Here is a 20,921-nt window from a genome sequence, read left to right as displayed (position 1 = left end):
CGAATGAAAAGTAAATCATTGATTTTTAGTCTGATGCTGGGTGCTTTCTGTTTAAGCGCAAGTGCCCAGAAAGTAGTGTTCGACTTCGGTGGGAAGGTGACCGACCCAAGCGGGAAGGGAATTGCCGGTGTCGTAGTGAACGATGGCATCAGCTTTACTAAGACCGATGCGCAAGGAGTTTGGTCTTTGGTGTCGGATACGACACGGAGCAAGTTTGTGAGCATTTCGGTGCCTGCTTCGTGCGTTTTGCCGCAACAAGACGGATTGGCAGGAGATTATTATATATCGGTGCGTGCGTTGGCACAAGCAGAGGGGAAACATGACTTTGTGTTAGCGAAGCGTAAAGAAGTGGAAGAGCGTTTCCATTACATTGCTATATCCGACCCGCAAGTACGTAATGCCCGTCAGATGAAACGCTGGCGTCAGGAAACGGTACCCGATTTGAAAGAAGTTATCGATTCTTTAAAGCAGTCGCGTGAAGTGATTGCCATGACCTTGGGCGATTTGGTGTGGGACAACATGCCATTGTTCGATGAATATCAAGAGTCGGTAAAAAATACCGGTGCTGTTTTCTTCCAATGCATCGGAAACCACGATTTCGATAAGCAATACCAAGACCTTCACAATATGGCGATGGGCACTCCGGTATACGGTGAAATGGTATACGGAAGCTATTTCGGACCTACCGATTATTCGTTTAATATCGGCAAGGCGCACATTGTAACGATGAAAGACATCAACTATGTGGGCGGGAAAAGTTATGTAGAAAGCCTTACAGGGCAGCAGTTGGAATGGCTGAAGAAGGATTTAAGTTATGTGCCGAAAGGAAGTCTGGTTATCTTGAACCTGCATGCGCCGGGATGGAATAAAGTGTCGCCGGGCGGAAATGTCCGTAACGCAGACGCTCTGAAAGAGGTGCTGAAAGATTATAAGGTGCATGTATTCTCAGGACATACGCATTTTTTCCAAAACAACGAAGTGACTCCTACGCTTTACGAGCACAATATCGGCGCAGCCTGTGGCGGCTGGTGGGCTGGCTGGGTAAACCAGTGTGGTGCGCCCAATGGATATATGGTAGTAGATGTAGATGGCGATAATGTGAAATGGCATTACAAGGCAACGCGCCGCGATTTCGCTTATCAGTTCCGTATATATAATAAAGGAGAGTTTACGGCTCAAAGCAGTTTTGTGGTAGCCAATGTCTGGGACTGGGATAGTGCTTGCCGTGTGGTATGGTATCAGGATGGCAAGCCGATGGGTGATATGGAACAGTTTGTCGGTTCGGATGAAGAGCGTGCTTCGCAACTGAAAGACCGCAGCAAGGCTGAACCTACGGCTCACTTGTTCCGTGCCATGCCTTCCGACGGTGCCAGACAAATCAAAATAGAGTTTACCAACCGTTTCGGCGAAGTTTATTCGCAGACTGTGAATCTCTGATTATACGCATTTTTCTTTAATTCATAAACAATGAGAACATTAAAATCAGTAGTTGTATTCCTGATGCTGTTGGTGGCAGGAAGTGTGATGACGCTTTCCGCCCAAACCAGGACAATATCGGGAAAAGTGTTTGACTCGAACGACGAGCCTCTGATTGGGGTGACGGTCGCGGTAGAGAGTGCCACCATTGGAGCGATAACCGATATCGATGGGGCGTTTACGATTCAAGTGCCCGCAGGTAAAGTGGTCTTGAATGTGTCTTATATCGGTTTTGCATCGCAAAAGGTAACGGTTGCTCCCGACCAGTCGAGTGTAACTGTCCACATGAGCGAAGATGCCGTAATGTTGAATGAGACCGTGGTTGTGGGATATGGCAAGCAGAAGAAAGTAAACCTGACCGGTGCGGTAGCGACAGTAGGAGGCGATGAACTGGAACACCGCGTGACGACTTCGCTCAGCAATATGCTGCAAGGTACGGTGGCTGGTTTGAACGTAACCACTTCTTCGGGCGTACCGGGAAGCTCGGCTACTATCAATGTGCGTGGTGTGACTTCTATCAACGATGCCGAACCGCTGGTGTTGATAGACGGTGCGGTGGGCGAGATAGACCGCATCAATCCCAACGATGTAGAATCAATCTCCGTAATTAAAGACGCATCGGCTGCCGCTATTTATGGTGCACGTGCAGCCTTTGGTGTGATTTTGGTGACTACCAAGTCCGGAGCTGCTAAAGACGGGAAAGCTACGGTGCATTATAGCGGCCGTTTCGGCTGGCAGGCACCTACCACTTCTACCGACTACGAAACGACCGGTTATTGGTCGGTATATACTATCAACAAGTTCTGGCAAGCCAATTCGGGTACATTGTATGTCGATTATACAGACCAGGACATGCAGGAGTTGCTGGACCGTGTGAACGACAAGACCGAGAACCCCGACCGCCCGTGGGTGGTAGAAGACGTACGTAACGGACGCCGCCAATGGGTATATTATGGAAACCACGACTGGTGGCACGAATTGTACCGCGATAATCGTCCGATGCAGCAGCACAACCTTTCTGTCAGCGGCGGAAAAGACGATATCAAGTATTATTTGTCTGGTTCATTCGACAAGCAGACCGGTATCTTGCGCGAAAATCCGGATGTGTACCGGAAATACAACTTGCGTTCGAAGATTGACTTCCGCATTAATAAGTGGTTTACGATGTCGAACAATACGTCGTTCTACAGTTCGCAATACAGCTATTTGGGCGATGGAAGTGTAGAAAATACCTTGGCATACAGTGCCCGCCACGCTTTGGCTTGTTTCCCGCAGAAGAATCCCGATGGTTCGTGGTTGTATAGTACACCTTATCTGAATTATAAGGTGGCTAATGGCCGTCATATTCTGTTGGGCGAAGATTCACACCGCAATGTAGAGCGTGGTACAGACTTTTCGAATACAACCCGTTTGGTTTATTCTCCGATAAAAGAACTGAGCTTTACGGGCGACTTCACATACCGTTTGTATCAGACACGCAATACAAGCCGTTCCAATCCGATGTATTACCGTGAATATCCCGATGGCGAACTGCTTTCGTATGCTACCGGTGCCGGTGCCAACCGTTTGGATGAATCGGTGAATACGAGCAATTATTATTCGACGAACATCTTCGGTAATTATACCGATACGTTCAACGATGCGCATCATTTGACCGTAGTAGCCGGTATGAACTACGAAGCATGGAAGAGCAAAAACATTTCGGCATACGGCGAAAACCTGGTATCTGCCGATTTGGATGACTTGGACTTGGTAGGTCAGAATGCCGAGGGTGCTACCATTACCGGTGTAGGCGGCGGACAGAACGAGTATGCTTTGTTAGGTATCTTCGGCCGTATCAACTACGATTACAAGAGCCGTTACCTGTTCGAAGTGAGCGGGCGTTACGACGGTACTTCCCGTTTTGCGAAAGGCAACCGCTGGGGATTCTTTCCTTCGGCTTCTGTAGGATGGCGCATTTCGGAAGAGCCTTTCTTCCTTCCGGCACGCCGTTTGGTTGACAACTTGAAAATCAGGGCTTCTTTCGGTAGCCTGGGCAATCAGAATGTATCTTCTTATTACACCTTCGCGCGTCTGGTATCTATCGCCAATCTGAATTATACGTTTGGTGAAGGAAGCGTATTGCCCAAATATTCTACGTTGGGTGCTCCGATTGCTTCGGACATGACATGGGAAACCGCCCAGCAATGGGACTTCGGTTTCGACTTGACGATGCTGGGCAACCGCTTGAACTTGACGGTAGACGGCTATATACGTGATACCCGCGATATGTTGACCGACGGTGTGGAACTGCCTTCTGTCTATGGAGCGAGTATGCCGGAGATGAATGCTGCCGACTTGCGTACGAAAGGATACGAAATCACCTTGAACTGGCATGACCAGTTGACGCTGGGAGGCAAACCGTTTGAGTACAGCATCGGGGTTAACCTGAGCGACTACAAGAGCATTGTTACGAAGTATGATAATAAGGACAAGACTTTTGCCAAAGATTATTATGAGGGTAAGGAAATCGGAGAAATCTGGGGATTCGTGACCGACGGGCTTTTCCAAACCGATGAAGAAGCACAGGCATACGCCGACCAAGTAGACTTGACTTATGTATTGAAAGGGCAAACCGGAGGCTGGCAGGCAGGCGACGTGAAGTTTGTCGATTTGAATGGTGACAATAAGGTAAATATCGGAAGCAATAATGTGAACGCTCCGGGCGACCGTAAGATACTCGGTAATTCGTTGCCTTCGCTTTCTTACGGTATTACGGCAAGCGTGCGTTGGAACGGCATTGATGTATCGGCATTCTTCCAGGGAACGGGCAATCATTACTGGTATCCTGACGGAGAATCCATGCCTTTCTGGGGAGCTTACTCTTATCCGTACCTGTCTTTCTTGCAGAAAGATTTCTTGAAAGACGTATGGTCCACAGATAATACAGATGCTTATTTCCCGCGTGCAATGGCTTATTCGGCATCAAGCGGTGTGCTGAGCAATATAAACGACCGTTATTTGCAGAATATACGTTACATGCGTTTCAAGAATCTGACCGTAGGTTATACCTTGCCGCAGCAGTGGACGAAGAAAGCCGGCATTGAGTCGGTACGCGTATATTTTACGGGTGAAAACCTCTGCTATTGGTCTCCGTTGAAGAAACATTCGAAGTATGTCGACCCTGAAGGAGCTATCGACCGGAGCGGAGCTTACAACAATGCATTCTATCCGTGGCAGAAGTCATTCCTGTTCGGTATCGATGTCACTTTCTAACATGAATTTTTAAACAGAAGAGAAAAAACGATTATGAAAAATAGAAATATCTTTATAGCGCTTGCATTGTTTGCCGGACTTTCATCGTGTGACGACTGGATAGATAAAAGCCCTTTGAGTGATATAACGGAAGAAAATTATTTCAGGACCGAGACCGACCTGCAGCTTTTCAGCAACGGTTTTTATAACAGTATCCTGAACAAATCTCCGTATGACGAGCAGAGCGATGTGTATGTACAGCAAGAACTTTCCGACGAGATGTTGGGCGGAGAAAACCGCATCGTTCCTGCCAGCGGAGGAGGATGGAGCTGGACGGCGTTGCGTAGTGTCAATACGCTGCTGGGCAATGTAGATAAATGTGAAGATGCGGAGGCGGCTGTGAAATATACGGCGGTGGCACGTTTCTTCCGTGCCTACTTCTATTATGATAAGGTAAAGCGTTTCGGCGATGTGCCTTGGTATGACAAGGAGTTGTTTTCGGATGACCCGGACTTGTACAAGGCACGTGATTCGCGCGAACTGGTGATGACCAATATGCTTGCCGATATCGATTATGCTATCGATAACCTGCCCACCAAGGAAGAAGAGACCAGTAGTCCTTTCCGTGTAAACCGCTGGGCGGCACTGGCGTTGAAGTCCCGCTTCTGTCTGTACGAAGGTACATACCGGAAATATCATAACCTGACTTTGGAGGGGAATGATTATGCGTATTATCTGCAACAGGCAGCGGATGCGGCAGAAGAATTGATTAATAGCGGCGAATATCATTTGTATTCGACCGATAATCCGGAAGAAGACTATCTGATGCTTTTTGCCGAAGAAGATGCCAATCCCGATGAATACATCCTTGCCATCAAGTTCGATTACGGCATGAGCGTTTACCACAATGCGACGGCACATACGTTGGTGCCCACCCAAGGACGTCCGGGCCTGACCCGTAAGCTTGTCAATACGTATCTGATGAAAGACGGAACACGTTTTACCGACCGTGAAGGATGGGAAACCATGCCGTTTACCGAAGAAGTGAAAGACCGCGACCCGCGTCTGGCACAAAGCATCCGTACTCCGGGGTATCACCGTATCGGACAGACAGACATCCTGGCTCCCGATTTATCGGTTAGTGTAACAGGATACCAGCCGATAAAATATGTGCAAGACCCGACAGCTTCGGGCGGTCAGGTAGACCGTAACGACCGTTCTACCTGCGACCTTCCTGTATTCCGTCTGGCTGAAGTCATGCTGAATTTTGCTGAGGCTAAGGCAGAACTGGGAACATTGACGCAAGAAGACTTGGATAAGTCGGTGAATGAAATCCGTGACCGTGTAGGTATGCCGCATTTAGATATGGCTCAGGCTAACGCAAATCCTGATAGTTACCTGTCGTCTGCCGATTATGGCTATACCAATGTGACCGGAAGCAATCAAGGGGTTATCTTGGAAATCCGTCGCGAGCGTGCCATTGAGTTGACTCAGGAAGGTTTCCGATTCGATGACTTGGTACGCTGGAAAGCGGGCACTTGCATCAACCAGTCTATTATGGGCATGTATTTCCCCGGTGCAGGTGAATACGACTTGAGCGGCGACGGTCAGATTGACGTGGTTTTGTATGATGAAGGCGATGCCAAACCCGAAGTGCCCGATGCGCAGGTATATCAGATTGGTTCGGACATTGTTTTGTCGGAAGGCGATCATGGGTATGTCGATTATCATCACGATATTGTACGTACGGCTTTCAATGAAGAGCGTGATTACCTGTATCCGATACCTATCAACGAACGGTCGCTGAATCCGAATCTGACTCAGAACCCGGGTTGGAACGACGGATTGTCTTTCTAATGAATAGTAATAAATAGTGAACGGTGAATAGCGGCGATGTCTTTTATCGTCGCTATTCACTGTTTAAGTAAGTATGCAAAATGAAATGATATTATCAGAAACACAGATTTTCGCAGATTAGCGCAGATTAAGAACAAATAATTAGAATAATAATCCGCGAAAATCTGCGTTAATCTGCGTTTCTGAGCTGACACATTATATAAACTAATACTCAACATCTACTTATTATTCATGCTTTTTCAAATCCGCAATAGGTTTTTCCGAAGCTTTTCCTTACTTTTGCAGACGCTAAAATGATAGGAATATGCATACAAGAGAAGAAAAGATAGAAGCCTTCGGGCGGTTGCTCGATGTGCTCGACGAGTTGCGGGTAAAGTGCCCGTGGGACCGCAAACAGACCAACGAGAGTTTGCGCCCCAACACGATAGAAGAAGTGTATGAGTTGTGCGACGCCCTGATGAAGGACGATAAGAAGAACATTTGCAAGGAACTGGGGGATGTGTTGCTTCACGTCGTATTTTATGCAAAAATAGGAAGCGAAACGGGAGATTTTGATATCAAGGATGTATGCGACCGTTTATGCGACAAGTTGATATTCCGTCATCCGCATGTCTTCGGTGAAGTAAAGGCAGATACAGCTGAGCAAGTTTCCGAGAATTGGGAGCAGATTAAGTTGAAGGAAAAAGACGGGAACAAGTCTGTATTGAGTGGGGTGCCCGAAGCCTTGCCTTCACTGATTAAAGCCTACCGCATTCAAGACAAGGCGCGTAATGTCGGCTTTGATTGGGAAGACCGTGTGCAAGTATGGGACAAAGTGAAGGAAGAAATCAGTGAATTCGAATCGGAAGTGGCAACAATGGATAAGGAGAAAGCGGAAGCCGAGTTCGGCGATGTGATGTTTAGCCTCATCAATGCTGCCCGTTTGTATAAAATTAATCCCGATAATGCCTTGGAACATACCAACCAGAAGTTTATCCGCCGCTTCAATTATTTAGAGGAGCATACGCTGAAAGCCGGAAGAAAGCTGACGGATATGACGCTGGAAGAGATGGACGCTATTTGGGAAGAAGCGAAAAAGCAGGGACTATAAATAGGAAATAGAATAGGAGATGATATAGAAAGAGGCAGTTCCTGTTTTGAGACAATCCCGTTTGTTCGGTTGTTCAATATAGCTGCATCGGCATGACGATTAGTAATCGTACTCGATGACGATTACTAATCGTACCGGTGTAGCAGTTATACTTCATCTGCGAAAGAATCTTATTGAACTTGATTGATTGAAGTCGATGATTGGGCTGGAAGAGCCTTTAGCATTCCTTTGACTTCTTCTAATGATCCGTCGGTCTTTTCAGGCGTGATGCCGAGCAGATAGGCAAGGAGGGAATAGATACTGACGTTATGGAATTTGGATGCCGTATAACCTTTCTTGAAATCCGGACCGCAAGCACGGAACATGACTTGCATATCATCGTAAGTCGGGTCGAATCCGTGTGCGCCTCCTACGTTGAAGTCTGTATCATCGGTGACTAACCAACCTAAGTCTGGCAATACGATAATATCGCCTATATAGGCATTGCTGCCATAATGCAAGTAAGCCGGGATGTTTGCTTTTTTCCATACGCGTACATGCTCCAGCCCTTGTAAGGCGTTGTAGATGGAATCGGTACAGCCTGCTTTGGCATAAATTTGAGCCGGAAGATTATCGTTGATGCGTTCGTACCATTCCGGTTTCAGGTATTGGCTGATAGAGACACAGCGGTCGGGACTGATGGTAGCCATGCCATGGTCGGATGTGACAATCAGATTTACGTCTTCGGCAAAAGGAAGCAGTTGGATGCCGTCCCATAATTGTTTCATCAAAACGTCCAGTTCAGTGATGCAACGGTGTGTTTCTGCACTGTGCGGACTGAAAGCATGACCGTAGTGGTCAGGGTCTTCAAAGTAAGCCATAATCAGTTGGGGGCGTTCGGGTTCCGGTTTCTTTAACATCTCCAGTACGTATGCAATGCGTTCGGCATAGTTCAGCCTGGGGGTATCATCGTACACTTTATAATAGGTGGGATGTTGTCCTTTTATGGCGATATCCGAACCTACCCAATACACATTTCCTGTTTTAATTCCTTGTTTCTGTGCTGTAATCCAAATGGGCTCTCCTCCATAAAAAGAAGGGTCATTACGTGTTTCCGGGTTGTTCATGGCATACATTTTACCTCTGTCGGCAGCCCAAAACGAATTGGCGATGATGCCGTGATGGTCAGGATACAATCCGGTTGCCAGTGTATAATGGTTGGGGAACGTTTTCGAGGGAAAAGACGGGAACATGGTAGCTTGTACACCTTCTCTTGCCATTTGGTCGAAGAACGGGGTTTCATACATTTTTGTATAGTCCCAACGGAATCCGTCAAGGGAAACGATGACGGTGTAATGTTTGTTTCCTGCCATTGCAGGTAAGAGTGTTGCCAGCAATAATAAGGTGAAAAGAATCTTTTTCATGCGTCTAAAAGTTTGATGGTAATGATATAAAAACGCAGATTAACGTAAAATTTCGGAGAAATAGGCGTTAATCTGCGTTCAGTGAAATATTCAATTAGAAGCTCAGTCTTACGCCGACTTGTGCATGCCAGCGGGAAGCGATGTCGTCTTTATTGATTTCAGCATTGTTGTAAGTATAGCTTGGAGTACGGTTGCCATTGGCGTCTGTAGAAAGGCTTGTTACAGAAACCGGTGATAAATTGTATGCGGAGCTATAGCTTGCACCCCATTTCTTATTCAGCATATTGGCAAAGTTGATGATGTCGAAAGTGAATTCCAGTTTGCCCATACCCTTAATGTTGTGGATGGTTTGTGCAAAATGGAGGTCTATCTCATGTTCCCATTTGCTCAAGTTCGAGTTGCGTTCAGCATATTGTCCGCGATGGTCTTTTGCATAAGAATCATTTTCAATCCATTGTCTGAAAGCTTCACGGTTTTCTGCAGCGGTCATAGTCTTCGAATCAACGAAGTTCATCTTATTTAACTCTTCATCGGTGGGGATATACAGCAGTGAGTTGCCTCTATACCCGTCTCCATTAAAGTCTGTTGATTCATTCATCGTTAAGCTGTATCGGCTTCCTGAGAATCCGTTATAGATAACTGAAATAGTAGAGCTCATCCATCCATTCCAGTATTTCGGGCTGGTGTAAGAAGCTTGTACCATAACACGGTGAGGTATATCGAACTTAGAGAAACCGAGTTCGTTTTCAGAATTCGTGTCACGTGAATAATTGTATTTCCAGTTCGAATAAGCTACAGAACTTGTACCGTCGTTTACAGATTTAGCATGGCCGAAAGTATAAGATGCCGAAAGGTCGAGACCGAAATTGAAGCTCTTTTCTAACATCGCTGATACTGCGTATGTATATCCTTTGTTTGTATTTCTCAGATTTACGATGCTATAATAATCACTTTTTGCTGTCGAATAATAAGGAGCTGCAGATGCTTCAACACCAGGAACGGCATATACTTTGTTACCATTATTGCTCAGCGCTAAATTTTCAAAGAACACGTTGTTCATTGTCTTTGAATAGATGCCTTCCAATGTCATTTTGACATCGCCCGGCAAGCGTTGCTCCCATGCTAAATTCACACGGAATACTTGCGGATATTTGAAGTCTTCTGATACGGTAACAATATCGGGACGTGCTGCGGAACCGCTTTGTGAGTTCATTGCACCCATTGGGTCTTTTGCGTAATCTCCTAAAGAGGGTGCTGTTTTCGTATAGTTTCCGTCTGCATCTTGTGGGGAAATGGTTGTTCCTTTCATTTCCATACCTGTATTGTTGAATGCATTTGATAACCACACGAAAGGTACACGTCCGGTAAAAATGCCAAGGCCGCCTCGAATTAATGTGTTCCGGTTTTCATCTGCATACCAGCGGAATCCTACACGCGGAGAGAACATTACTTTTGCACTGGGTACAGTTCCGACACGTGCATCGAAGCCATTTGATTGAGCGTATTCGTTGAATGTGGGATTGCTTGTCGGGTTGTTGAATACAACCGGAATGTCAATACGCAATCCGTAAGTCAGTTCGAAATTGTTAGTTGCATTCCATTTGTCTTGTGCATAGAAGCCGAATTGACCGGCTTTCATGTTCGGAGCGTAACGCAGGTCACCGCCGGTTAAATCAGGGTCTGTATATTTGTATGAATATTGATAAGGAGTATCGTTCATAAAGTCTTCCAACGAATCATAATACCATGAACCGTTTACTGCTTGGATGAACAAGTTCTTAATGCGGTAAATTTCGTTGTGTGTGCCAAAGGTCAGTGTATGGTCTCCTAAATACCAAGACAGGTTGTCTTCGAATGTATAGATATCTTGGTCAAGCAGGTTAGCGCCCGAAGAATATTCGGTACCAATGTTGGCAGTGATGTTGGTTTGTCCGTCTCCGCCAAGGATGTTGCTGATTTGTACTGTCGGACCTTGATATCCTACGTCGCGATGGTCGCGGATAAAGCTTGCGGAAGCACGTAATTCGTTGTACAAGTTTTCTCCTAAGTGAGAGTTTAATTCGGCAACGATAGAATTCGTTTTATTGTTCATTCGGTAACTGCTGTTATTGAATGTGTACGAGTAGGCACTTGGCCCGTAGTTATCGTCATACGAATTGTTGTGTTGGTAGCGGATTGCCAATTTGTGGTCTTGATTGATGTTCCAGTCAATGCGTGCCAGCAAGCCGAATGACTTTTGGTCTACGTTGCGTTGGCTGTATCCTTCTTCGAAACCGGTCAGTTCTTTATATTTATTCGCGATTTGGGAAGCCACGTCTGCTGTCAAGTATTCGCTGGTATAGCCTGGATAGATACTTGACGGATAAGATTCCTTCTTCCCTTCTGCACTGACGAAATAGAATAATTTGTCTTTTACGATAGCACCGCCTAATGTTCCACCGAAAGTACGGGTATATTGTTGAGTCATCGGAGATTTAGCGTAGTCGCGGATGGCACTGTATTTACCGTACATATTTTGGTTATTGAAATAGGTATAGAACGAACCGTGAGTGGTGTTTGTGCCTTGTTTGGTAATGGCATTGATGCCACCGCCTGTAAATCCGCTTTGACGGACATCGAACGGAGCCACTACGACTTGGATTTCCTGGATAGCATCCATTGAAATCGGGTTGGCTCCCGTCTGTCCGCCGTTGGTGCCCGATGCGGAGAGGCCGAATACGTCGTTGCTCACTGTGCCGTCTATCTGGAAACTGTTGTAGCGGTTGTTCGAACCGGCGAAGGTGATGCCTCCGTTTTTCGAGGTCATAGCCATCGGCATGTTCTTTACAATGTCGTAGATATTGCGGTCGATAGTCGGCGTGTTCTCTATCTTTTGGGTAGAGAAGTTGCTTGATGCGCCTGCATTGACCTTGGCGTCCGCCACAACCACCACTTCATCGAGCAGTTCGCTGCTGGGTTCCATTTTAGCGTCCAGTCCCAGTGTGTTACCCAGTTCGAGGTAAAGGTCGGTGTAAGCCGATTTTTTATATCCGATATAGGAAATCTCTATCTTGTAGGGACCTCCGGTACGCATACCTTGTATGGTATACCGTCCGTCCATGTTGGTCACGGCCCCATACTGCGTGCCCGAAGGTTCGTGTACCGCCAGTACCGTTGCGCCGATTACGGGTTGTCCGGTTTCGTCAATGACTTGTCCGCTCACGGCGGAAGTTGTCACTTGGGCACTGGCGCATACACTGATTGTAGTCGCCATTGCCGCCATGAATAATTTCGATTGATGTAACATAATACCTAAAATTAAAGTTTATAGAAGTCGTTTGTTAGTTTGCTTTTACTTTTGCGAAATTAAATAGATTTTAAGGTGGGAGATCGTTTTGCACTCCTGTTTAACACTTGTAGAGGTAAAGATTCACAGGTTTGTAACATCTGCCGATGAAGAAACAGGAGAATGTTTTTGTAAGAAGCTTATATAGAATAGAATGTAAGTCATTGGGGGAATGTAACGGAAATGTAATTCCCCCAATATCCGGAAGCGTTGATGTTCGTATTTCTGCTGCTTGGTCTTACCCTTTCTTGATTTTCTTCAGGTATTCGGAAGGGGTAATGCCGAATTCTTCTTTAAAGCATTGCCGGAAGTAGACTGTGCTGTTGATGCCTACTTTGAATGCGATTTCAGAAATGTTGTATTTCCCTTCCAGTAACATCTTTTCTGCAAACCGCATTTTGATTTTACGGATGTATTCGTTGGTAGACATGCCCGTTAGCGCTTTTACTTTCCGGTATAAGGTTGAATTGCTCATGCAGAGGTGGCTGGAAAGGAAGCTGATGTCTATGGTTTCTGTAGACGAAAGGTTTTCCGTAATGACGTGGGTTATTTTTTCCAAGAATTCTTGGTCGATTTTATTAAGGGAGTTTGTCAGAATCAAATGTTTCTCTTCCAAGCCTTTTTCTTGTTCTTGGGGAACCGTTATGCTGGAATAGCGTTCGAAAAGGCGTCTCCGTTGTGCCAGCAGGTTATTGATGCGGCTATGCAGCAGGCTGGCGCTAAAGGGCTTGGTTAAGTACGAGTCCGCTCCGGACTGGTATCCTTCTTCCTTATCGCTTAATGTGTCTTTGGCAGTAAGCAGGATGATGGGGATGTGGCTGGTGCGTATGTCGTTTTTCAATTGTTTGCATAACGTGATTCCGTCCATGACAGGCATCATGATGTCACTGACAATGATGTCGGGTATGCATTCCAAAGCAATTTCCATGCCTTCTTTGCCGTTAAGTGCTGTCTTGACTTCATATAAGTCCGTAAAGGATTCGGCTATATAATCTAAAATGTCTTTGTTGTCTTCTACAATTAAAATGACAAGGCGCGTATTGTCTGTAGCTCCGTGGTTGAATGCCGGTGATTGGGAAAGCGTGTCTTGTGAACCTTCTTTTTCATTGTCCCGGTGGAGGGCAGCAGGATACGTGTTGGCTGCCACTAAGCGGAGTTGGAAGACGGTGCCTTCGTTGAGTTTGCTTTTCACTTCAATTTTTCCTTCGTGCAGGACGGTTAAGTTTTTAACCAAAGCCAGTCCGATGCCTGTGCCTGAAGCCTGATGTTCGCTTCCTTCTTGATAATAGCGGTCGAAGATGTATTTCAGCGCTTCCGGACTGATGCCGTATCCGGTATCCGCTACATTAAGTTGGAAGTAGCGTATGCCTTGTTCTTCTACCCATTGCGCACTGATGGTGACATGTCCTTTGTCCGTGTATTTCAGCGCATTCGATATCAGGTTGTCAAGAATGATGGTTAAGGCTTCTTTATCGAAGTACAAAAGCATTTCTTCTGCTTCCGTTTGGATTTGTATGTTTACGTGTGGGTTTTGGTTCAGTTCTTTATACTTAAGTCCGATTTCATAAATCAAGGCTACGATATTCTCTCTGCAGACACATAGCTTTTTATTTTGGGTTTCCGTTTTGCGGAATTCAAGTATTTGGTTTACCAAGTCAAGCAGGCGGATTGCGCTTTGCCGGATGACATTGATGCGGTGTTTGTCTTTTTCTGTGAGCGTATTGCCCTCCAGCATGTCTTCCAATGGGCCGATAATCAGCGTAAGAGGGGTACGTAATTCGTGTGTGACATTCGTGAAAAAGCGTAAACGCTCGTTGTTCAGTTGCTGTTCCTGTTCATGGTTCCATTTCTCTGATTTGTAAAGATATTCTAAGTTGACTTTACGCTTGTAAGCTTTCAGTAAAGCCCAGAGAATGATGCCGCCGATAACGAGATAGACTAATTTGGCTATCCACGATAACCAGAAAGGAGGCGTGACTTTAATGGAAAATGTAGAAACTTCGTCAGACCATTCTTGGTTGCGTATTCTGGTCTTGAGCATCAGTTGGTATTGTCCGTATGGCAGATTCCGGAATATGATATTGTTTTTATCAACGGAAGTATACCATGAATCGCTGAATCCTTTTAGCATGTATGCGTATTCTACCTGGTCGGCCAATGCATAGTTTGGAACGCAATATGAAATGCTGAAATTGTTTTCTTTGTAATTCAGCTCAATTGCTTTCCGGTTGGTCAGTGGATAGGTTTTCCCTTTGTTCTCTTGTGAAGAAAGCGGTGTTAGAATCGTAAGTTTTGTAATGACGGCATGCGGTGTGCTTTGGGGGGCTAATACCGACTCCGGATTGAAATGGCAAAGTCCGTTGGTCGAACCGAAGTAGAGATTGCCTTTGCTGTCTTTCCCGACACTGCCTGTTATGAAGCTGGCAAGCGGTACGTTATCTTTATGGTTATAGTTGTAAAATTTGCCTTCATCAGTTTTGAAGCAAATGATATTATTATTGGTGCTGAACCAGATGTTTCCGGAATTGTCTTCTGTAATGGCATGTATGTGGGTATTGTCAAGCCCGTCTGCCCGTTGGTACAATTGGTAGTCTGATGTTGAATTGGGCGGAAAGCAGGCTAAACCGTCTCCTGTCGCTATCCAGATTTGGTGCTTTTTGTCTTCATAGATGAAATTGATGGTATTGGAAGCAAAGCCGTTTGCTGTATTGAACGTAGCAATCGGTTTCAGCTCTGCAGTGTATAGGAACAGGCCGCTGCCAAATGTCCCTACCCAGATTCTGCCCTGTGCGTCGGCAATGACTCCCCGTACTAAATTCTCAGGGATGTTTATGTGTTTGATGATTTTTTTTGTGTCCCGGTCGATTTGGTAAATGCCGTTGCTGCTTCCAATCCACATAATGCCGTTCTTGTCTTCGAAAATGGAACGGATGTCTATGTTGCCGAGGTCGGAAGGCAGTATTTGTTTGAACGATTGTTGGGTGTGGTCATAATATGTGATTCCTTTGCGGAAAAATCCGAACCACAGATTGCCTTGTGAGTCACAGCATGCCGTTTGTACCGCATTGGCACTGATGTTTGCCTCTTTGGTAGTATAGGTCGCTATGCGTTTGCCTTTATCAAAGATATTGATGCCCCCTCCGTCGGTTCCTATCCAGAGTTTCCCGGCAGGGTCTACACATACGGCGCTGGCAGTAGGATTGGTCAGGTTGTATTCCGACAGGTCTTTGGCATAGTGATAGGCGTTGAATAAAGTCGTATTGTTGCTAAGGAAATTGACGCCTCCTCCCCAAAGCCCTGCCCAGATGTTATCATGTGAGTCTTGGAAAATGCAGCGCACGCTTGGGCTGCTTAGTGTGTATTCATCATCGCCTTTCGAGATAAATTTCATGGGGTCAGACGAGGGGAAGAAACGTTGGGATAAATCCAGGATAGCGATGCCTCCGAATTCAGTGGCAATCCATAATTGTTTGTCATTAAATTGACAGATGTCATAAATGCTGTTTGAAAGCGGATTCCCTAATTTGCCGAAACGTACAAAGTTCTTTTGTTCCGGATTGAACAATGCCAATCCTTTGTTAGTTCCTACCCAAATGCCTCCTGCATGGTCTTGGAAGAGACTGAGGACTTCGTTTCCGGGAATGGAACTTGGGTCTTGGGGATTGTATCTGAAGTTTTCCACTTGTTTGGTCTTCAGCGATAGAATGGTCAGTCCTTCGTGGCTATGTCCGATGTACAGGTTCCCTTTTTTATCGTCCAAGGCTGTCCAAATGTGGTCGCCTGATAATTGCGGGATGGTTTCTTGGTTGTAATGGATAAATTTGCCGGTCTGTTTGTCCAAATAGTCTACGCCTTTCCAATACGTTGTAATCCATAAATTGCCGTCTTTAGCCGGATGGATTCCCGTAACGTCATCCGTTGCCAAACTGTGCGGGTCGTTGTCGTCATGCCGGTAGACGGTGAATGTATTGGTTTCATAGTTGAATGCGTTCAGGCCTGCCCGCTGCGTCCCAATCCATAAGACGGTTTCGTCCGGATCGTCTAATAAACAGTTCAGTTCGTTGCCTGTGATTCCGGTTTCGTCTTTCTCTGTTTTATAAAATGTTGTAAACTCTGTTCCTTCTAATTTATTCAACCCTTCTTCGGTCGCGAACCATAGATAGCCGTTCTTGTCTTCTGCGATGTCTATCACATAGTTATTTGAGAGTCCGTTGCCTATATCTAAGCGTTTTACGGTATAGGTTTGCGGCCAGCATTCCAAAATGCAAAACAAACAAGTAAACAGAGTCAAATGTTTCATAAGTAATGATGTATTAATGTAGGTGACGAGTTGGCGAGGTATTTGGCACTCGCCAACTCGTCTCTTTAAAAATGTCCGTTTATTCAGCATGTAAGGTTACTTCGGTGTCTTTTAGCAGCGGTGAAGTAAACTTGACACGGATTTCACCTTTTTCGCCTGTTGTCTGGATATAGGCAAGCAAACGTCCGTGGTAAACCCGTTGTCGGTTGTCGGTATAGTCGCCCATGTCGCTGTTGTCCGAGTTTTCCAGTCCCAACAGTTTTGCGGGACCTTCGATGTGGCAGGTGATGTTGTTGTCTCCCAGTTTCACTACCGTACCTTTTTCGTCTACCACTTCCACCGTGATGTGTGCGATGGTTTTGTCGGGCGAAAAGGTATCACAGTCTGCGCTTGCCCGGATGGCATACGGACGTCCGGATGAAGTGATGGAGTAGTTGGAAAGGACATTCCCGTTCGTGTCACAGCCTTCCGCTTTCAGTTCGCCTGCTTGATACGGAATGTCCCAATAGATAATGCCGCTCTTGTCATCATAGGGTTTCATCTTGCCTATTTCTTTCCCGTCCAGTAACAGGCGGGCTTGCGGGGCGTTGGTGTAGCATACCACACGAATCAGTTGTTCCGGCTCATAATTCCAGATATCCCATGCATCTTGTGAAAGCCAGTCTTGTCCTTCCTTTATCGGATAGGTGCCGATATAGGTCACCGGGTGTTCGCACCACAAGGAAGCGCGGAAGTGTCCGCGCGGTTTCGGGAAACTGCCGAAATCCAGCAATCCGGTATATAAGCCGCGTGAAGGCCAGCGTCCGGCTTCACCCAAGTAATCGGTTCCTGTCCAGATAAATTGTCCGAAGATAAAATCTTTGTCGCGCACGGCAAGCCAAGCGTCAAAGCCTACGCCTGTTTCGCTGCCGTAGATGATACGGTCGGGATAGGTGGCATGGTCTTCATCGTAACGGTTTTCTGTATAGTTGTATCCTACTACGTCTACAGCTTCCGGATATTCCGTTTGATTGGACATGACTACTCCTGCCAAAGCTCCGGTGACAGGACGTGATGTATCTATCTTGCGTACGCAGGCAGCAAGCCGTTTGGCTATCTTACCGATACGCATGGCATCGGGAGCGTCGGGCTTATAGCCGCCGAACATCGGTTGGTTAATGGTAGTCCCGTCAAGAATCGGGTGTGAATAGGGGTCGTTCGGGTAGTCCACTTCGTTGCCGATACTCCATAAGAAGATGCAAGGATGGTTGCGGTCGCGGCGCACCATATCGGTTACGTCACGTTCAATCCATTCTTCAAAGAAATCAAAGGAACCGTCAAAGCTGGGTTCCCCTACATTCCAGCCTTGCACCCATTTGCGTTTCGGAAATTCCCATTCATCCGAAGCTTCATCCATGACAAGGAATCCCATTTCGTCGCACAAGTCGTAGAGTACAGGTGCTTGCGGGTTGTGGCTCATGCGGATGGCGTTAACGCCGATGGCTTTCAGGTTTTGCAGGCGGCGTTTCCATACTTCTTCCGGCACTACGGCTCCCAGTACGCCGGCATCGTGATGCAGGCAGACACCTTTTACTTTCATCCATTCGCCGTTCAGGGCAAATCCTTTGTTGGGGTCGAATTGCAGGGTCCGCAGTCCGACACGGGTTTCACTTTCGTCTATTTTCGTTCCGTTTTGATAAAGTCCGGTCTTTAGTGTGTAGAGATAAGGCGCGTCCAGGTTCCAACGGTGCGGTTTCGATAGTTTCAGGTTGACATTTTGTATGGAGATGCCTTTTTTCCCGTCTTTTATTTTTTCATGTTGTTGGGCTACCAGTTTCCCTTCTGCATCATAAAGCATCGCTTTTACCTCCAGTTTCCCGCTGACATCGCTGTGCTTCTCCACTTCCATATTTACGGCTATAACCGCACGCTTGTCGGTAAGGGAAGTTGCTTGCCATCCTACACCCCATTGTGCAAAATGGGTTTCGGGAGCAGCAATCATCCATACATCGCGGTAAATGCCCGAGCCTGTGTACCAGCGCGAGTCGGCGTAACGGCTGTGGTCGATGCGTACGGCCAATACGTTTTCTCCTTCCTTTAAATAAGGAGTCATGTCGTACATGAATGAGATATATCCGTTCGGACGTTTCCCCAGCAGGTGTCCGTTCAGATAGACTTCGCTCCGGTTGTATGCTCCTTCGAAGTAGATGTAATGCCGCGGAGCATCATCGGTTATCTGGAAATGCTTCCGGTACCAGCCGATACCTCCCGGCAAATAGCCTGTGCAGCTGGCAAGGGTAGGAGAGGCCTGCCCTTCTATCGACCAGTCGTGCGGCAAATCCAGCTTGCGCCACTTGCTGTCATCGTAATCGGTTTGCAGGCTGAGCGAATCGTCTTTCAAGTTGAACAACCAACCTTCATTAAATTTGCCAGCTTTGCCAAAAGATACTTGCGCCTTTGCCGGGATGCATATCAGGCATACCAACAGGCATAACAGGGTATAAGTAAGTTTGTTTCTCATCGTTTGGATTTTTGTTATATATAATAATAGGTGTAAAGGTACAAACTTTATTTCAATGTATATACTACTGTTGTCACACTTTCCGCATCCAGCGTTACTTTTTCATCTGTTGCATAAGTTTTTTCTTTCAGGTTCTTATCTTGTGTGGTAGTATAAGTGGTTATGGAAGCTACCTCGCCGTTCCAACCTTCCTGGGTTTCGTTCAACCGGACACCTTTATTGGAATAATTGGTATAGACGGCTACTATCTTGTCGGCCTCAGGCGATATCCATGCCGAACCGAAGAAGTTCATAGATTCGCTTAGTTCCATGGCAATGCGGCGGTATCCCGGACGGATAAAGCGGCTGTAGTTGCCCAATACCCAAAGGGTAGGCATGGCTTGGTAACTTCCTCCGTTACGCAGCAGTCCGGTATCACCTCCGTCACCGGTCCATCCGTTCGGTATCAGTGAAATAAGCAGGAAACGGTCTTTTTGTCCCCATTGCGAGATATCCATCGAAGTCCAATAACTCCATGAAGTCACTCCGGCTACGGTCAGGTCGTTGTGGATGACGCGCGACATATAGAGGGCAATATCCATGGTTGTGGCTGTATCATAACTGCCGAATTCGGTAGAACTGTAGTTGTCTCCCAGCATACTCCATTCGGTTTGCCATACTTCCAGCCCGTATTGTCCGGCAGTTTGTGCCATGCGTTCGCGGGCATTCCGCATGCCGTCCCATGTGCCGTCTGTCCAGTAACTGTGTCCGCCTATCAGGTTTTTTACGTGGGTTAGGTCCCCGATGTAAGCCGATGAGCTTGGCTCGAAGAAGGCTTCTATCACTTTGCTGCGGTTGGGGTCGTCTTTGGTCGTATAGAGGTAGGTCCATTCGGCAGCTTCTCCGGGCAAGATGTCAGTAGAAAGACCACGTTCGGTCAATGCGTTGTCCAATTCACGGAGCAAGTGTGCCGCTTCGTCGTTGGTCCATGGGCTTCCTTCCTGTCCGCCGTCATTCCAACTGAATTGCGGTTCATTGATGGGAGATATGTGGGTGATATTGTATCCTTCGCTGGTGTAGTGGGCAGCTACGTCTGCCATGTAAGCGGCAAAGTCATCGTAACAGTCTTCTTTCAGGTTCGATTGGTTGCCCTCCGATGAAAATCCTTTTCCGTTCTTGGTATACTGCACGGGTGGGGTATTGCTGAACAAGACGAATTGGTCACAACCCAATTCTTTTGCCTGTTCCATAAAATAGCGTTGCCCTTCGCAACGGGTCCAGTCTAAGGTCAGGTCATCGTTCAGATACGATTCGGCACGGCGTGAAACGTTCGAGATACCGCTCTCGTCTCCTTGTTCCATGCTTCCGCCTCCCATGTTGACACGCCACATCGAGAGTCCGATGCCCTTGGGCTGTCCGTCGGCGATTTCCGAAGAAAAAAGCAATTCGGCTATCTCATTCCGGTTATTTGTCCAATATTTGCCTACAAAAGCAGGTGTCCAGCAGTCGGAAGCGGCAAATCCCTTTATGGTCTGAAAGGTCTGTCCGGCATTGATGGTTACCGTTTTTTCCACACTTGCCGATGGTGTGTCCGGCTCTTCTTCTTCTCCTCCTTGTTGCGGAAGAGTCTCGGCATCACTGCAAGCTGAAAAGTTGATTAGTAAGGTTGAAAAGAGAAGTAGTTTGAGTTTCATGGTAAGATTGGTTTTATGAAATTAAAAAGCCGCGGATAATCGGCAGGATTACCCGCGGCGTAT

9 protein-coding genes are annotated in these 20,921 nt (G+C 46.6%); 4 read left to right on the top strand and 5 right to left on the bottom strand.

The window, feature by feature from the left end; genetic code table 11:
• Positions 1–3: 3 nt before the first annotated feature.
• The 4 genes from BACSA_RS07570 (at position 4) to mazG (ending at position 7,657) form a co-directional block, all read left to right on the top strand.
• On the top strand, positions 4–1,437 hold the full coding sequence (locus BACSA_RS07570; protein WP_013617520.1) for a calcineurin-like phosphoesterase C-terminal domain-containing protein: 1,434 nt from the start codon (positions 4–6) through the stop codon (positions 1,435–1,437).
• Between the two features lie 30 nt (positions 1,438–1,467).
• A complete protein-coding gene (locus BACSA_RS07565; protein WP_013617519.1) occupies positions 1,468–4,731 on the top strand; it encodes a SusC/RagA family TonB-linked outer membrane protein in 3,264 nt (1,087 codons plus the stop codon).
• 33 nt (positions 4,732–4,764) lie between these two features.
• On the top strand, positions 4,765–6,567 hold the full coding sequence (locus BACSA_RS07560; RefSeq protein WP_013617518.1) for a RagB/SusD family nutrient uptake outer membrane protein: 1,803 nt from the start codon (positions 4,765–4,767) through the stop codon (positions 6,565–6,567).
• A 304-nt stretch (positions 6,568–6,871) separates the two neighbouring features.
• Entirely contained in the window at positions 6,872–7,657 is a 786-nt protein-coding gene (mazG, locus tag BACSA_RS07555) for a nucleoside triphosphate pyrophosphohydrolase (RefSeq protein WP_013617516.1), read from the top strand.
• A gap of 170 nt (positions 7,658–7,827) precedes the next feature.
• Here mazG and BACSA_RS07550 read toward each other — a convergent pair whose 3' ends face one another.
• The 5 genes from BACSA_RS07550 to BACSA_RS07530 all read right to left on the bottom strand — a co-directional run bounded on the left by BACSA_RS07550 (position 7,828) and on the right by BACSA_RS07530 (position 20,858).
• Positions 7,828–9,060 (bottom strand): alkaline phosphatase family protein, encoded by a 1,233-nt coding sequence (locus BACSA_RS07550; protein ID WP_013617515.1) that lies wholly within the window; start codon positions 9,058–9,060, stop codon positions 7,828–7,830.
• A gap of 94 nt (positions 9,061–9,154) precedes the next feature.
• Positions 9,155–12,346, bottom strand: a complete 3,192-nt coding sequence (locus tag BACSA_RS07545; RefSeq protein WP_013617514.1) for a TonB-dependent receptor — start codon at positions 12,344–12,346, stop codon at positions 9,155–9,157.
• A 277-nt stretch (positions 12,347–12,623) separates the two neighbouring features.
• Positions 12,624–16,685, bottom strand: a complete 4,062-nt coding sequence (locus tag BACSA_RS07540) for a hybrid sensor histidine kinase/response regulator transcription factor (RefSeq protein WP_013617513.1) — start codon at positions 16,683–16,685, stop codon at positions 12,624–12,626.
• A 79-nt stretch (positions 16,686–16,764) separates the two neighbouring features.
• Positions 16,765–19,185, bottom strand: a complete 2,421-nt coding sequence (locus BACSA_RS07535; protein ID WP_013617512.1) for a sugar-binding domain-containing protein — start codon at positions 19,183–19,185, stop codon at positions 16,765–16,767.
• A gap of 47 nt (positions 19,186–19,232) precedes the next feature.
• Positions 19,233–20,858 (bottom strand): glycoside hydrolase, encoded by a 1,626-nt coding sequence (locus BACSA_RS07530; RefSeq protein WP_013617511.1) that lies wholly within the window; start codon positions 20,856–20,858, stop codon positions 19,233–19,235.
• Positions 20,859–20,921 lie beyond the last annotated feature (63 nt).

The sequence above is a fragment of the Phocaeicola salanitronis DSM 18170 genome (assembly GCF_000190575.1).
Taxonomy (GTDB): Bacteria; Bacteroidota; Bacteroidia; order Bacteroidales; family Bacteroidaceae; genus Phocaeicola; species Phocaeicola salanitronis.
Note: the sequence above shows the minus strand (reverse complement) of the source record. Positions and strands in the feature narration are given on the sequence as shown.